This is a genomic window from Pseudomonas sp. BN414 (genome assembly GCF_029871275.1).
In the GTDB taxonomy this organism is placed as follows: Bacteria; Pseudomonadota; Gammaproteobacteria; order Pseudomonadales; family Pseudomonadaceae; genus Metapseudomonas; species Metapseudomonas resinovorans_C.
On record NZ_SSOL01000066.1, the window covers coordinates 1 to 14,546 of the forward strand.

Here is a 14,546-nt window from a genome sequence, read left to right on the forward strand (position 1 = left end):
TGGCTTCCGGGGTGAAGGTGTAGGTGCCGTTGGCGTTGATCACCAGGCTGCCGATGCCATTGAGCGCGGCGGTCTGGCCCGCATTGAAGCTGCCGTTGATGCCGGCCACGCTGAAGCTGGTGACGGTGAGGCTGTTGTCCACATCGCTGTCGTTGCCCAGCACGTTGCCGGTGGCCGAACTGTCTTCGGCCACGCTGTTGCTGTCGGCGGCCAGAACGGACGCATCGTCCACCGGACTTACGTTGCCGAAGCTCAGCTCACCGGTATCAGTGGCAGTGCCGTCACTGACGCTATAGGTCGCGGTCGGCACCGGGCCGTTGTAGTTCGGGGCCGGCGTGAAGGTGTAGGAACCATTGCCATTGATGACCAGGGTGCCGACGCCGGAGAGGGTGGCGGTCTGGCCAGCTGAATAGGTGGTTCCGCCTACGCTGAACTGGGTGACGGTGAGGCTATCGCCGTCGGTGTCGCCGTCGTTGGTCAGCACGTTGCCGCTGGCCGGAGTGTCCTCGGTCACTGCAGTCGGGCCATCGTTGGCTGCGACGGGGGCATCGTTCACCGGATTCACGCCAATAGTGACGACGATGGTATCGGTGCCGCCTTTGCCGTCTTCGACGATCACCGTGAAGTTGTCGGTGCCGTTGAAGTTCGGGTTGGGCGTGTAGGTGTAGGAGCCATCCGGGTTGATCACCACGGCGCCGTTACGCGGGCCGTCGCCGGGCGAGTAGGTCAGCGGGTCGCCCTCGGGATCGGTGGCGCCCAGCTGCCCGTTCACCGGGGTGTCTTCGTCGGTGGTGAGGCTGGCGTCCTGGGCTTGCGGAGCACCATTGGGGACATCCGGTCCCGGCAGGGTTTCATCCGGCAGTCCGCTATCGGGCTCATCGGCCGGGGCTGCATCCACGGTGGGCGTGGCGTCGTCCTCTACCAGCACTTCGGTCGCGAGCGGCTCGATTCCGGTGGTGAAGCCAATAGTGGGGTCGACGCGATCACCCGTCGCATCCAGCATCACGAAGCTGTGGCCGCCACCAGCGGCACCGCCACCCGCACCACCCGCGCTTGGGCCGGCCGCGGTAGCTTCGAGTTCCTTGGTCGGGTCGACGCCCGCCTCAATGGCCTTTTGCAACTGGGCGACGTCATCGGCAGGCGTTTGCGGAGCGGTTTGCGCAGCCTGGGCCTCAATGCTGGCGACTGCGTCGGTCTCGCTCCACTGCGCGTCACGACCCAGATCGACGGTACGACCGTCGGTGAGCTCGAGCGTCACCATCCCCTCGAGGCCCGTCTGCAACTGGTCGCCCTTGAACAGGCGGTCACCCTCCACGAGCAGGCGCTGGAACCCTTCCGGGGACATTGCGAAGACCTGGCCAACAATGCTTTTGACGATCGCAATAACACTGCTCATGGGGTGACTCTCCTGAATTGGATCTGGCTTGTCGTCACTGGGGTCGATTTAGGAGGACTTCGCGCAGGACTGACATTCCCTATCTATAGTTTGTTACATGGCGAAACGGTGGCGCCAATATATTGGCTTATTACAATTGGCTATTGGATATATGCCAAAGTATTGACCAATTGGCTTCCATCCTAAACAATCGATTTCATGCTGTCACTTTGATATTTATGTGTTCGTCCACCGGGTTCGAGTGTGACTCCGTTCACGAAATCCGAGCCTTGACGGACAGCAAGCGCCAGTGAAGTTTCCGGACCTCCAATTCAACGAAAAGGATGCCAAGAATATGCGTCTGCGACTCTCCGCCGTTCTCCCTTTCGCCCTGGCTGCAAGCCTTCCCGTGCAAGCCCAGAGCCTCTCCGAGGCGATGCAGCGAGCCATGGACGTTCATCCGGAAATCCAGGCGGGCGTTAATAGCCGTCTTTCTGCCGACAAGCAGCTGAGGGCAGCCAAGGGCGGCTACCTACCGTCCGTCGACCTGCTGGGCGGTTATGGTCGCGAAGGCACCGACAACACCACCACCCGCGCCACCGGCAACGACCACTGGAAAACCATGACCCGTGGCGAGTCCAGCCTGCGACTGCAGCAGATGGTGTTTGACGGTTTTGCCACGCAGAACGAAGTCGGCCGCCAGCAGGCCACCGTGAACTCCCGTGCCTACTCGCTGCTGGGGACTTCTGAGCGCACCGCGCTGGACGTGGCGCAGGTCTATATAGATGTGCTGCGCCGCGAGGAAATGGTCCGCCTGGCCCAGGCCAACCTGCGCAGCCACGAGCGCATCTTCGATCAAATCAGCCTGCGCAGTGAACGCGGGGTAGGGCGTCTGGCCGACCAGGACCAGGCTGAAGCGCGTCTGGCCCAGGCCCGCAACAACCTGATCACCGAGCAGACCAACCTCAACGACGCCCGCACCAACTACTACAGCGTCGTGGGCATTGACCCGGCGGATCTGAGCGAGCCGGCCGGTCTGCCGGGGCAACTGCCGGAATCCCTCGAGGGAGCCCGCCAGACCCTGCTGGCCAACAGCCCGATCCTGCGTTCCGCCGAGTCCGATGTCGCTGCCGCCGAGAAACAGTACGACGCCGCGAAGTCCTTCTTCTACCCGCGCTTCGATGCCGAATTGTCCCGTGGAGCGGACAATGACATCGACGGTGAGGACGGCCACGTCAACGATTGGCAGGCGATGTTGCGCATGCGTTACAACCTGTTCGCCGGGGGCAGCAACAAAGCGGACCTGGAATCCAAGGCCTACCAGATCAACGAAGCGCTGGATATCCGCAACAACGCCCTGCGCGTGTTGAACGAGGAACTGGGCCTGTCCTGGAACGCCCTGGGCAATGCCCGCGAACAGCTGCCGATCGCCCAGCAATACGTCGACTACAGCACCCGCGTGCGTGAGTCCTACCAGCAGCAATTCAGCATTGGCGAACGTACCCTGCTCGACCTCCTGGACAGCGAAAACGAGCTGTTCACCGCCTCACGTCGCCTGGTGGACCTGCGCTACACCGAGCTGTTTACTCAGTACCGCATCAAGGCGACCATAGGCGAGTTGCTGAAAAGCCAGGGAGTGGTGGCACCGATGGCTACGGTCGTGCAGACCGAGCTCAAGCCAGAAGCAACTCTCCCCGGCCTCAACTAGGTACCTGATTCGGATCCGCGCGGCGCAGCAGGAAATCCCTCCCTCCTGCGCCGTGTCGTCCGGCCTGGGACCTGAATACCCGAAGAACCCAGAGCAGAGAATCCAGGCGTGGATCCAGAAGTCAGTCGCGCACACATCAATACCGATCCCCGCGGGCAGCATGACGATCCTTTGCTCGACTCGCTGCTATCCCTTTGTGTCCTGCATCGAAAGCCTGCCAATCGGGCGATGCTCACCAGCGGCCTGCCGCTGCCCAAACAACGCCTGACCGCCGAACTGCTACCCCGCGCTGCCGCCCGTGTCGGCCTGCAGGGCCGCTTGCTGCAGCGTCGCCTGGAGCAGATCCCGAAGATCGCCATGCCGGCCTTGCTGCTGCTCAAGGAAGGCCGTTGCGCGGTGATGCTCGGCTGGGACGACGACGGCGGTGCGCGCCTGCTGCTCAGCGAGAGCGATGGCGGTGAGGTGAAGGTCTCCCGCGAGCTGCTGCAGGAGGACTACAGCGGCCATGTGTTCTTCGCCCAGCCCCAGCACAAGTACGACCTTAATCAGGGCAGCCTGATCCCGCGCACCAAGTCCTGGTTCCGCGACACCCTCAAGCGCTCCCGCTGGCTCTACACCGATGCGGTTGCCGCCAGCCTGCTGATCAACCTGATCGGCCTGGGCGCGCCGCTTTTCGTGATGAACGTCTACGACCGCGTCGTACCCAACCAGGCTGTCGCCACCCTCTGGGTGCTGGCCGTCGGCATCGGCGGTGCCTACGTGTTCGACTTGCTGCTCAAGACCATGCGCGGCCTGTGCCTGGACCTGGCCGGCAAGAAGACCGACCTGATCATTTCCGCGACGCTGTTCGAGCGCATCGTTGGCATGGCGATGAAATACCGTCCGGCGCGGGTCGGCAGCTTTGCCCAGAACATCCACGAGTTCCAGACGTTGCGGGACTTCCTCGCCTCGCTGACGTTGACCAGTGTCATCGATCTGCCGTTCACCTTGCTGATCCTGCTGGTGATCGGCCTGCTCGGCGGCCACCTGGTGTGGGTGCCGATCCTGGCGTTTCCGCTCGCCATGGGCATCAGCTGGCTGTTGCAGAAGCCGTTGGTGGCGACCATGGATCGCACCATGGCACTGGCCGCCGAGCGCCAGTCGAGCCTGATCGAAACCCTCGCCGGCCTCGATGCGGTGAAGGTCAACAATGCCGAGAGCGACCGCCAGTACCTCTGGGAGCAGACCATCGGCACCCTGGGCCGTCTCGAGCTGCGGGTGAAGATGCTTTCCAGTCTGGCAATGAACCTGACGCTGATGATCCAGCAACTGGCTGGCGTGGTGATGATCGTCGCCGGCGTCTACCTGATCATGGCTGGCGACCTCAGCATGGGTGGGCTGATCGCCTGCTACATGCTGAATGGCCGTGCCCTCGGTCCGCTGACCCAGCTCTCCGGGCTGCTGACCCGCTACCAGCAGGCGCGCCTGACCATGAAGTCGGTGGATCAGATGATGGACCTGCCCCAGGAGCGCCAGGAAAGCGAACAGCCCCTGGTACGTTCCAAATTGCAGGGCAGCCTCGAACTGCGCCAGATCAACTTCACCTACCCGCACCAGCAGACGCTCGCTCTCAGTGAGGTCAATCTGGTCATCCGTCCGGGCGAGAAGATCGGCATCATTGGTCGCAGCGGCTCGGGCAAAAGCTCCCTGGCCAAGCTGATCGTCGGCCTCTACCAGGCAGACTCGGGCAGCCTGCTGGTGGACGGCACCGACATCCGCCAGCTGGATGTCAGTGAGCTACGCCACAACGTCGGCTATGTGCCTCAGGACATCCAGCTGTTCAGCGGCACCCTGCGCGACAACCTCATGTCCGGCGCCCGCTATGTGGAAGACGAGCTGGTATTGCAGGCGGCCGAGTTGTCCGGCGTACACGAGTTCGCCCGGATGCACCCGCAGGGTTATGAACTGCAGGTCGGCGAGCGGGGCCAGAACCTCTCCGGTGGTCAGCGGCAGAACGTCGCCCTGGCCCGCGCGCTGTTGCTTGACCCGCCCATCCTGCTGCTCGACGAACCAACCAGCTCCATGGACAACCCCGGCGAAGAACGCCTCAAGGAACGTCTCTCCGCGGTCATCGCCAATAAGACCCTGCTACTGGTCACGCACCGCGCCTCGATGCTCTCGCTGGTGGACCGTCTGCTGATCATCGACCGTGGCCGGGTCATCGCCGATGGTCCGAAGGAAGCGGTCATGGAAGCGCTGAAGAAGGGGCAGATCAGTGTCGCATAAGGATTTCGGCGCACTGCGCCAGTACTTCAAGGGTAGTGATTCGCTGGCCGACCAACCTCTGCCGGAGGTCAACAAGGCCCTGGTGGAGGACGCGCCGCGCGTGGTGCGCCTGACCATCTGGGTGCTCATTGGCTTCACCCTGTTCATGCTGCTCTGGGCTCACTTCGCGCAGGTGGATGAGGTCACCCGTGGCGAAGGCAAGGCGATTCCATCGTCCAAGCTGCAGAAGGTGCAGAACCTGGAAGGCGGTATCGTTTCCGAGCTGTTCATCCGTGAAGGCCAGGTAGTGGAGGTTGGTGACCCTCTGTTGCGCCTGGACCCGACCCGCTTCGAGTCCAACGTCGGTGAAACCGAGGCCGACCGCACGGCGATGCAACTGCGGGTGGAACGCCTGAGTGCCGAGGTGGATGACCGGCCGCTGCAGATCTCCGAAGAGCTGCGCAAGCTCGCTCCCGAGCAGGCGAACAGCGAAGACGCCCTCTACCGCAGCCGTCAGCAGCAGTTGCAGGAAGAAGTGGCTGGCCTCGAAGAGCAGCTGGTGCAGCGTCGCCAGGAGCTGCAGGAGTTCATCTCCAAGCAGGGCCAATACCGCAACAGCCTGCAGCTCCTGCGGCAGGAAATCTCCATTTCCGAACCGCTGGTGGCCCAGGGGGCGATCTCCAAGGTGGAAGTCCTGCGCTTGCGCCGAGCCGAGGTCGAGAACCGCGGCGAACTGGAAGCCACCAGCCTGGCCATTCCCCGCGCGGAGTCGGCGATCAAGGAAGCCGAGCGCAAGATTGCGGAGACCCGTTCGCGCTTCCGCAGCGAGGCGCTGGCTCAGCTCAACGAGGCGCGCACCGAACTGAACAAGGCCAACGCCACCGGCAAGGCCCTGGAGGACCGCGTCAAGCGCACCCTGGTCACTTCGCCGGTGCGGGGCATCGTCAAGCAGTTGCTGGTCAACACCATCGGCGGCGTTATCCAGCCGGGCAGCGACCTGGTGGAAATCGTGCCGCTGGACGATACGTTGCTGGTGGAAGCGCGTATCCGCCCGCAGGACATTGCCTTCCTGCATCCCGGGCAGAGCGCCATGGTCAAGTTCACTGCTTATGACTTCACCATCTACGGCGGGTTGACCGCGGACCTCGAACAGATCGGTGCGGACACCATTACCGATGATGAAGGCAACAGCTTCTATCTGATCAAGCTGCGGACCCAGAAGAGCCATCTGGGAAGCGACCAGAACCCGCTGCTGATCATCCCCGGCATGGTGGCCTCGGTGGACATCATGACCGGCAAGAAAAGCATCCTGAGCTACCTGCTCAAGCCCATCATCAAGGCTCGTGCCGAGGCGCTGCGGGAGCGGTGATCCCACTCGCGTGGGGTGGACTGTCTATTTGTAGGAGCCAGCTTGCTGGCGAACCACCGTGCAAAAACATTCGCGAGCAAGCTCGCTCCTACAAGGAAGGCGTCGCTGGCCTCACTCGGTGAACAACTTCTGCACCACCGAGAAATCCTTCTTCCCTTTGCCCTGCTTGAGCAGCAGTCGGTAGAGCTGCAACGCCAGGGCGCCCATCGGCGTGCTGGAAAGACTGCCCTGTGCGGTTTCCTGGGCCAGGCCAAGGTCCTTGGCCATCAGTTCGGCCATGAAGCCGCCATCGTAGTCCTTGCTCGCCGGTGCGTTGGGCATCACCCCCGGCCAGGGGTTGTAGCGTTCCAGCACCCAGTTGCCGCCCGAACTCTGGCGCATGATCTCGGCCAGAACCGCCGGGTCCAGGCCGTTCGCCACACCAAGGGCCATGGACTCCGCAGTGCCGATCATCTGCACCGCCAGCAGCTGGTTGTTGCAGACTTTGGCCACCTGGCCGGCGCCATCGGGGCCTGCATGGAAAATGTTCTTGCCCATGGCCTGGAAGACCGGCCGCGCCTTTTCCAGTGTCGCCGCCTCGCCGCCCACCATGAACGTCAGGGTGCCGGCCGCAGCGCCTGCAGTTCCGCCTGACACGGGAGCGTCCAGCAACTCGATGCCCTTCGCCTTGGCGGCGGCGTGAACCTTGCGTGCGGATTCCGGGGCGATGGTCGAGCATTCCAGCACCACGCTGCCGGGGGGAATGGACTCGAGTAACCCGTCGCTACCCAGCAACAGGCCTTCCACATGCTTGCTCGCCGGCAGCATGGTGATGACGACCTCGGCTCCGCTGACGGCATCGCGAGCGTCCCGGGCCGACTTGGCGCCCTCGGCCGCCAGCTCGTCGACGGCGGCCTGAATCAGGTCGTAGACCTTGAGTTCATGGCCAGCCCTGAGCAGGTTGCGGGCCATGGGCAGTCCCATGTGGCCCAGTCCGATAAAGGCGATCTTGCTCATCGTGCTTCTCCTTGGCCCGGCACCGTGGCGGCGGGCGAGTTGTCAGAGATCGTCCAGCGGATGCCGGCCTTCCCACACCGGCTCGAAATGGGCCTCGATCACCGTACGGGGAATGGCCGCCACATCCGGCCAGTGCCAGCGCGGGGCGTTGTCCTTGTCGATCAGTCGGGCCCGCACGCCCTCGGGAAACTCCGGATGGCGGCAGCAGTTCAGGCTCATGGCGTATTCCATGCGGAAGACTTCGGCCAGCGACAGGTGCTTTGCGCGGCGTATCTGTTCCCACACCAGGTGCGCCGTGAGCGGGCAGCCACCAACCAGGGTCTTGGCGGCGCGTGCCAGGGGCACGTCGCTGTCGTGCTGCAGGGCCGCAATGGCCTTCCAGGCGGAGGCCACATCGGGCACATCCAGCAGCTCGTCGATACGCTGGCGTCGTGGCAGCCATTGAGCTTCCGGCAGTTGGCTGCGGGCTTCGTGCTCCAGTGCCTTGAGCAGGCTGTTGAGCTGGGCTTCGGGGTGATCGCGCCAATTCAGCTGGACCAGACCTGCGACCAAGGCATCCTGCTGATCCTCCAGCAGGAAGCGGTCGGCCAGGTCGAGGTCCAGGGCATCGTGGGCGTTGATGGTTGCGGCACCGAGACCGAGGAACAGGCCGAGCTTGCCCGGCAGGCGGGCGAGGAACCAGCTTCCGCCCACGTCCGGGTAAAGGCCGATGTTGATTTCCGGCATGCCGAGGCGACTGGAGGGCGTGACGATGCGGATGGACGCGCCTTGCATCAGCCCCATGCCGCCACCCAGCACATGGCCGTGGGCCCAGCAGATCAGCGGTTTGGGAAAGGTGTGGATGCGGTGGTCGAGGCGGTACTCATCGGCGAAGAAGCGGCCCGCCAGCGGCGGCACTACACCGGGATGCTCGCGGCACGCGTCCACCAGTTTGCGGACATCCCCACCGGCGCAGAACGCCTTGGGGCCGTTGCCACGCAGCAGCACGCAGACGATCTCCGGGTCATCGGCCCAGGCGCGCAGTTTGGCGTCCAGGGCCTCGATCATAGGCAGGGAAAGGGCGTTGAGGCTGGTCTCGGCATCCAGGCTGGCGATGCCGATGCGCGCGCCGTGATGGCCGCTGCGTTCTTCGAAACTCACATTCATGATCGTTCTCGTCGGGCTCGAGGTCATTTGTTGCGCCAGTGCGGGTCGCGCTTCTCCAGGAAGGCGTTGACGCCTTCGCGGGTGTCCTCGGCGTCGAACAGGTCGACGAAGCGTTCGCGCTCTTCCGGCAACCAGCTGTTCGGCCCACGCTCCCGGGCACCCTGGATCAGCGGCTTGATGGTGCGTACCGCCACCGGGCTCTGCCGCGCCACCTTGGCGGCCAGCAGCAGGGCGGTGCCACGGGCTTGGCCGCTATCCACCACCTGTTCCACCAGGCCGATGCGCAGGGCGGTCTCTGCATCCACGCGCTCGCCGCAGAGAATCATGCGCTTGGCCCAGCCTTCACCCACCATCCAGGACAGCGCCTGGGTGCCGCCCGCGCAGGGCAGCAAGCCGACGGCAGCCTCCGGGAGGGCCATCTGCGCCTGGCGTTCGGCGATGCGGATATCGCAGGCCAGGGCGCATTCCAGGCCACCGCCCATGGCGTAGCCGTTGATCGCGGCGATGGACACGCCACGGAAATCCCGCAGGGCTTCGAATGCCTCGCCGAAGCGGCGGGCCATTTCGCGGGCGCGCGCCTTGTCGCCATCGGCGAAGAGGTTGAGGTCCGCCCCGGCGCTGAAGAACTTCGGCCCCTGGCCGGTCACCACCAGCGCGTAGATCTGGTCGTCGTGATTGAGGTGCGTGATCAGCTGCTTGAGGCCGATCAGCGATTCACGGTCCCAGGTATTCGCGGGCGGGTGGTTGATGGTGATCAACGCGGTGTGGCCGTGCTTTTCCACCGTCAGCTTGTGGGTGAGGTCGAAAATTCCTGGCTGGTAGGGTTCAACGGCGGTAGACATGTGCATCTCCTTACAGCAGGCGGTCGATGGCTCCGCCTTGTTCCAGTAAACGGCGCGCCACGATGACGCGCATGATCTCGTTGGTGCCTTCGAGGATCTGGTGCACCCGGGTATCCCGTACCCAGCGCTCCAGAGGATAGTCGTTCAGGTAACCGTAGCCGCCATGCAGTTGCAGGGCCTCGTTGCACAGCTCGAAGCATTGGTCGGTGGCAAAGCGCTTGGCCATCGCGCAGTAGAGGCTGGCCTCGGCATGGCGATGGTCCAGGCGGTGGGCGGCCAGGCGCACCATCTGCCGACTGGCGGTGAGGGCCGTGAGCATGTCGGCCAGCTTGAACTGCACGGCCTGGAAGTCGGCCAGTGGCTTGCCGAACTGTTTGCGTTCCTCGACATAGCGCAGGCTCTGCTCCAGGGCCGCCTGGGCGGCGCCGAGGGAGCAGCTGGCAATGTTCAGACGGCCGCCATCCAGGCCCTTCATGGCATAGACGAAGCCCTGGCCTTCCGGGCCGATGCGGTTCGCGAGGGGAATGCGCACACCTTCGAAGGTGATGGTGCGCGTGGGCTGGGCGCGCCAGCCCATCTTGTCTTCATTGCGGCCATAGCGGATGCCCTCGGCATCGGCTGGCACCAGGAAGCAGGAAATACCTTTGGCGCCTTCTTGTCCGGTACGCGCCATGACGATCAGGACCTGCGTGCTGCCGGCGCCGGAAATGAAGCACTTGCTGCCGTCCAGCACGTAGTGGTCGCCATCGCGGCGAGCGCGGGTGCGCAGGTGGGCTGCATCGGAGCCGGCATCCGGCTCCGTCAGGCAGTACGAGGCAAGCAGTTCGCCGCTGATCAGTCCGGGCAGCCAGTGCGCCTTCAGCGCGGCATCGCCGAATGACGCGAGCATCCAGGCGGCCATGTTGTGAATGGTGAGGTAGGCGGTTGTAGCCACGCAGCCCGCGGCGAGCTGTTCGAAGATCAGCGCGGCGCTCAGTCGGGAAAGGCCCAGGCCACCATCCTCTTCGGCGATGTAGAGCGCCAGGAAGCCCTGTTCCGCAGCACGACGTATCACCTCCAGCGGGAAGTGGTGGTTGCGGTCCCAGTCTGCGGCGGATGGCGCCAGTTCATGGCTGGCGAAGGCGCGGGCGCTGTCCACCAGCAGGCGTTGTTCTTCGGTGAGGTCGAAATCCATAGGTCGTCTGCCTTTGCTCGGTCCCGTGGCGCAGCCGGGCGCCTCGCCGCTACTTCAGGTGGATGGTCATGTTCGGGCCGGTGACCGGGCTGTCATCGAACCAGCGGGAGGTGACCGTCTTGGTCTCGGTGTAGAAGCGCACCGCTTGTTTGCCATAGGCATGCAGGTCGCCATAGAAGGAGCCTTTCCAGCCGGTGAAGGAGAAGAACGGCAGGGGCACGGGGATGGGTACGTTGATCCCCACCTGGCCGACTTCCACCGCATGCTGGAAGTGCCGGGCGGCGCCGCCGGAACGGGTGAACAGGCTGGTGCCGTTGCCGTACGGGTTGGCGTTCACCAGGGTGATGGCGTCTTCCAGGGTGTCCACTTCCATGCACACCAGCACCGGGCCGAAGATTTCCTCGCGGTACAGGCCCATCTTCGCGGTTACGCCGCGGAAGAGGGTGGGGCCAAGCCAATTGCCGTTCGGATAGTCGGGCACCTCGCACTGCGAGCCGTCCAGCAGGCATTGCGCACCTTCCGCCTTGCCTTCGGCTATCAGGCGCAGGACGCGTTGGCGAGCCTGCTGGCTGATCAAGGGGCCGAAGGCCGAATGGGCGTCTTTCCAGTGGCCCGGGCGCAGTTCGGCCATTTGCGCGGCCAGGTCCGGAATCCACTCACGCGCCTCGCCAACGAAGATGGCCACGCTGATGGCCATGCAGCGCTGACCGGCAGCCCCGCAGCTCGCACCCACCAGGTTGCTCAGCACTTGGTCCTTGTGGGCATCGGGCAGCACCACCATATGGTTCTTCGCACCGGCGAAGGCTTGCACGCGCTTCAGATGGGCCGTGCCGGTGCGGTAGATGTGCTGACCCACCGGTACCGAACCGACGAAGGAGATGGCGCGCACATCGGGATGGGTGAGCAGAGCGTCCACCTGTTCGCGGCCGCCGTGGAGTACTTGCAGGACACCTTTGGGGGCGCCGGCTTCGAGGAACAGTTCGGCGAGGCGGTTGGGAGTCAGCGGGTCCTGCTCCGAGGGCTTGAGGACGAAGGTGTTGCCGCAGGCGATGGCCAGCGGAAACATCCACAGCGGGATCATCGCCGGGAAGTTGAAGGGAGTGATTCCGACGCACACGCCCAGGGGTTGCACCCAGCTGGCCGTGTCGATTTCACGGGCGACGTTCTCCACCGTCTCGCCCATCATCAGGCTGGCCACGTTGGCGGCGTGCTCGGCCACCTCGATGCCCCGCCAGACATCGCCCTTGGCATCGGCGAAGGTCTTGCCGGTTTCGCTGGCCAACAGTTCGGCGAGTTCGTCGTGATGCTCCTTGAGCAACTGCTGGTAGCGCAGCATCAACCGGGCGCGTTCCGGGACCGGCACTTCGCGCCAGGTGAGGAAAGCCTGCTTGGCACTGGCGACGGCGGCTTCGATTTCCTCCGCCGTGGCTTTGGGCGCGAGGGCAAGGACTTCCTGGGTCGTCGGGTCGGTGATTTCGATCAGCTCGCGGGCACGGCTGTCGCGCCACTCACCGTCGATCAACTGCGGAATTGTCCGGGCCATCTGGTCCTCCACCCGTGAGACGGGACCTTGTTGTTTCTTGCCTTATAGCGGCCGCCGATCCGGATGTGGATTGACGATCTTGGCTGCGGGATGGACGATCTTGGCATTGCAGGCCACTACAAGAACCCACATGAGCCGCTCCGTCGAGACCTCCAACTGGCCTTTGCCGGCCAACGGCGTGCGCTTCACCACGCCACCGCGCCTGCGTCGCTTGCTGGCCCGCCACCCGCTGACTTCTGCCTGTTATCCGCTGGCCCTGGGCTACTACCCGGAGGCGCAGGGGCACCGCATGGAACGGCATCAGCCCGAGGACAACCTGTTGATCTACTGCCGCTCTGGACAGGGCTGGCTGGACAGTGGGGATGGACGATTCGAGGTGGCCGGTGGCGACCTGCTGCTGTTGCCCAAAGGGCAGGTCCATGCCTACGGCGCGGATGCGCAGCGGCCGTGGAGCATCTACTGGGTGCATTTCGAAGGCGAGCTGGTGGAGGACTACCTGCGCCCGTTGGGGAAATCGGCATTGCGCCGGATCGGCGTGCAGCCCCGGTTGCTGGCGGATTTCGACGCCTTGCTGGGGTTGCGCAAGCAGGGCCTGAACCTGCCGCACTTCGTCCATGCCGCGCATCAGTTGCAGACCCTGCTGACGTCCCTCGCGGTACTGCCGGTACGGGGGTATCTGAAGTCAGGCCGGGTGCTGGACGTGGACGCGGTGCAAGCGGTGATGCGCGCCCATCTGCACGACAGCCTCAACCTCGATCAGTTGGCGGCGCAGTTCAAGCTGTCGCGCTTCCACTTCGCCAAGACCTACCGCGCCCTGACCGGCCATGCGCCGATCCAGGATTTCATCCAGCTGAAGATGGCCCATGCCTGCCGCCTGCTCGATGAGGGCGACCGCGGTGTGAAGCAGATCGCCGAGCAACTGGGCTACGAGGACGTCTATTACTTCTCGCGGCTGTTCCGCAAGGTGGTGGGCATGGCCCCCAGTCATTACCGGGTGTTGCATCAGGGCTGAATCGAATGGATTCCTGTAGGGGCGATTTCAATCGCCAAGCGGACCGCAGGTTCGCCCTTGGCGAATGAATTGGCTGTGTTTGCATTAAGGGTTGAGCTGCATTGCCCCGTAGGAGCTGGCCTGCCAGCGAATGGCCCCGTTTCGCTAGCAAGCTAGCTCCTACAAGGCTCCTGGGCCCCTACAGCAGGATCAATCCGCCTCAGGCGGCCTGCCGCCCAACAGCTTGAGCCACAGGGCAACCACTTCGGCCAGTTCGGCACGGAGCACCTGGGGCGTTGGCAGTTCCATGCGCTGGTAGGCCGGTAGTCGTGCCAGGCGGTCATCGTTGCGGGGTTCTTCCAACAGTTGGCTGGCGACCTGCACCACGTCGGCGAGGTCAACCGGGCCCTTGTGCTGGCGGCACCAGTCGCGGCGCAGGCGTGCACAGTCCTGCAGGTTGGTCGGCAATTTCCAGGCACTGAGCAACAACACGCCGACTTCGGCGGAGAGCTGTTCGCAAAGCCGTTGCACGTCGACTTCCAGGCGTGACACCTGTGGCCATTGGTGCAGCTCTCGGAGAAGCGGCAGGCTGCCGATGTCCTGAAGCAGGCCTGCCAGCAGCGCGTCTTCTTCCTCCAGGTGGGGCAGGTGCTGGGCCAGGCCCGCGCTCAGGGCGGCGCGTTGCAGGCTGAGGTGCCAGCGCTTGTTGAAGACCTTGCGCAGGCTGGGTTCGTCGCCTTCGAACAACTGGTGCAGCTCGAACGCCAGCACCAGGTTGACCAGGCGTCTGCCATCCAGTTGCCTGACCACATCCAGCAGCCGCGCGCCGGGCTGGATGTGGCCGAGCAGGGGCAGGGCCGCGAACTCCATCAGGCGTTCGACCAGATTGGGGAAGTTCTCCAGCAGGGCAGTGGCCTGCTCGTGGGAGGGGGCGTCACTCGTCAGCAATTGGCGCAGGCGCAGGGAAGCCTCAGGCATCGGCGGCAGCGCGCCGGCGTCCTTGAGAAAGCGCTCGTAGAGCGCGAGTTTCACCGTGTCGTGACGATTATCCATGTGGGCTTGCTCCAGACGTCCTTGATTGACAAGGGTAGTGGGCATTTCTTAGGGTGCCCGACCATCGGGCGGGAAGCGCCCCGGCAATCGCCACGGAATAGATAG

The 14,546-nt window shown here is 64.2% G+C and carries 11 protein-coding genes; 4 read left to right on the forward strand and 7 right to left on the reverse strand.

Annotated features, from left to right (window positions below):
* On the reverse strand, window positions 1–1,396 hold a 1,396-nt coding region (locus E8E95_RS14405; RefSeq protein ID WP_280351201.1), incomplete at its 3' end, for a retention module-containing protein.
* 334 nt (window positions 1,397–1,730) lie between these two features.
* Here E8E95_RS14405 and E8E95_RS14410 point away from each other — a divergent pair.
* The 3 genes from E8E95_RS14410 (at window position 1,731) to E8E95_RS14420 (ending at window position 6,696) form a co-directional block, all read left to right on the forward strand.
* Window positions 1,731–3,083 (forward strand): TolC family outer membrane protein, encoded by a 1,353-nt coding sequence (locus tag E8E95_RS14410; protein WP_280351203.1) that lies wholly within the window; start codon window positions 1,731–1,733, stop codon window positions 3,081–3,083.
* A gap of 108 nt (window positions 3,084–3,191) precedes the next feature.
* Window positions 3,192–5,348 carry a type I secretion system permease/ATPase gene (locus E8E95_RS14415; protein WP_280351205.1) on the forward strand — a complete coding sequence of 719 codons (2,157 nt, stop codon included), beginning with the start codon at window positions 3,192–3,194 and terminating at the stop codon, window positions 5,346–5,348.
* Window positions 5,338–6,696, forward strand: a complete 1,359-nt coding sequence (locus E8E95_RS14420) for an HlyD family type I secretion periplasmic adaptor subunit (RefSeq protein WP_280351207.1) — start codon at window positions 5,338–5,340, stop codon at window positions 6,694–6,696. The genes E8E95_RS14415 and E8E95_RS14420 overlap by 11 nt, the downstream gene beginning before the upstream one ends.
* 111 nt (window positions 6,697–6,807) lie before the next feature.
* On the opposite strand, the gene mmsB is transcribed toward E8E95_RS14420, so the two are convergent.
* From mmsB to E8E95_RS14445, 5 genes are read right to left on the reverse strand one after another with little or no spacing between them, the layout of a single operon-like run.
* Window positions 6,808–7,692, reverse strand: coding sequence for a 3-hydroxyisobutyrate dehydrogenase (gene mmsB, locus E8E95_RS14425; protein WP_280351209.1), 885 nt, complete (start codon window positions 7,690–7,692; stop codon window positions 6,808–6,810).
* Between the two features lie 42 nt (window positions 7,693–7,734).
* On the reverse strand, window positions 7,735–8,838 hold the full coding sequence (locus E8E95_RS14430) for an enoyl-CoA hydratase/isomerase family protein (protein WP_280351211.1): 1,104 nt from the start codon (window positions 8,836–8,838) through the stop codon (window positions 7,735–7,737).
* Between the two features lie 23 nt (window positions 8,839–8,861).
* Window positions 8,862–9,680 (reverse strand): enoyl-CoA hydratase, encoded by an 819-nt coding sequence (locus E8E95_RS14435; RefSeq protein ID WP_280351213.1) that lies wholly within the window; start codon window positions 9,678–9,680, stop codon window positions 8,862–8,864.
* Between the two features lie 10 nt (window positions 9,681–9,690).
* Window positions 9,691–10,854 (reverse strand): isobutyryl-CoA dehydrogenase, encoded by a 1,164-nt coding sequence (locus E8E95_RS14440; protein ID WP_280351215.1) that lies wholly within the window; start codon window positions 10,852–10,854, stop codon window positions 9,691–9,693.
* 49 nt (window positions 10,855–10,903) lie between these two features.
* Complete coding sequence (locus E8E95_RS14445; RefSeq protein WP_280351217.1) at window positions 10,904–12,397, reverse strand: CoA-acylating methylmalonate-semialdehyde dehydrogenase; 1,494 nt, start codon at window positions 12,395–12,397, stop codon at window positions 10,904–10,906.
* A gap of 130 nt (window positions 12,398–12,527) precedes the next feature.
* Here E8E95_RS14445 and E8E95_RS14450 point away from each other — a divergent pair, with 130 nt between their 5' ends.
* Window positions 12,528–13,409, forward strand: coding sequence for an AraC family transcriptional regulator (locus E8E95_RS14450; RefSeq protein WP_280351219.1), 882 nt, complete (start codon window positions 12,528–12,530; stop codon window positions 13,407–13,409).
* 189 nt (window positions 13,410–13,598) lie between these two features.
* Here E8E95_RS14450 and E8E95_RS14455 read toward each other — a convergent pair whose 3' ends face one another.
* Complete coding sequence (locus E8E95_RS14455; RefSeq protein ID WP_280351221.1) at window positions 13,599–14,441, reverse strand: HDOD domain-containing protein; 843 nt, start codon at window positions 14,439–14,441, stop codon at window positions 13,599–13,601.
* Window positions 14,442–14,546 lie beyond the last annotated feature (105 nt).

What these genes read in the sequence shown, in the direction of transcription:
- E8E95_RS14445 (WP_280351217.1), bottom strand. Translation starts at nt 12,397, where the DNA reads ATGGCCCGGACAATTCCGCAGTTGATCGACGGTGAGTGGCGCGACAGC.
- E8E95_RS14440 (WP_280351215.1), bottom strand. Translation starts at nt 10,854, where the DNA reads ATGGATTTCGACCTCACCGAAGAACAACGCCTGCTGGTGGACAGCGCC.
- E8E95_RS14450 (WP_280351219.1), top strand. Translation starts at nt 12,528, where the DNA reads ATGAGCCGCTCCGTCGAGACCTCCAACTGGCCTTTGCCGGCCAACGGC.
- E8E95_RS14430 (WP_280351211.1), bottom strand. Translation starts at nt 8,838, where the DNA reads ATGAATGTGAGTTTCGAAGAACGCAGCGGCCATCACGGCGCGCGCATC.
- E8E95_RS14435 (WP_280351213.1), bottom strand. Translation starts at nt 9,680, where the DNA reads ATGTCTACCGCCGTTGAACCCTACCAGCCAGGAATTTTCGACCTCACC.
- mmsB (WP_280351209.1), bottom strand. Translation starts at nt 7,692, where the DNA reads ATGAGCAAGATCGCCTTTATCGGACTGGGCCACATGGGACTGCCCATG.
- E8E95_RS14410 (WP_280351203.1), top strand. Translation starts at nt 1,731, where the DNA reads ATGCGTCTGCGACTCTCCGCCGTTCTCCCTTTCGCCCTGGCTGCAAGC.
- E8E95_RS14455 (WP_280351221.1), bottom strand. Translation starts at nt 14,441, where the DNA reads ATGGATAATCGTCACGACACGGTGAAACTCGCGCTCTACGAGCGCTTT.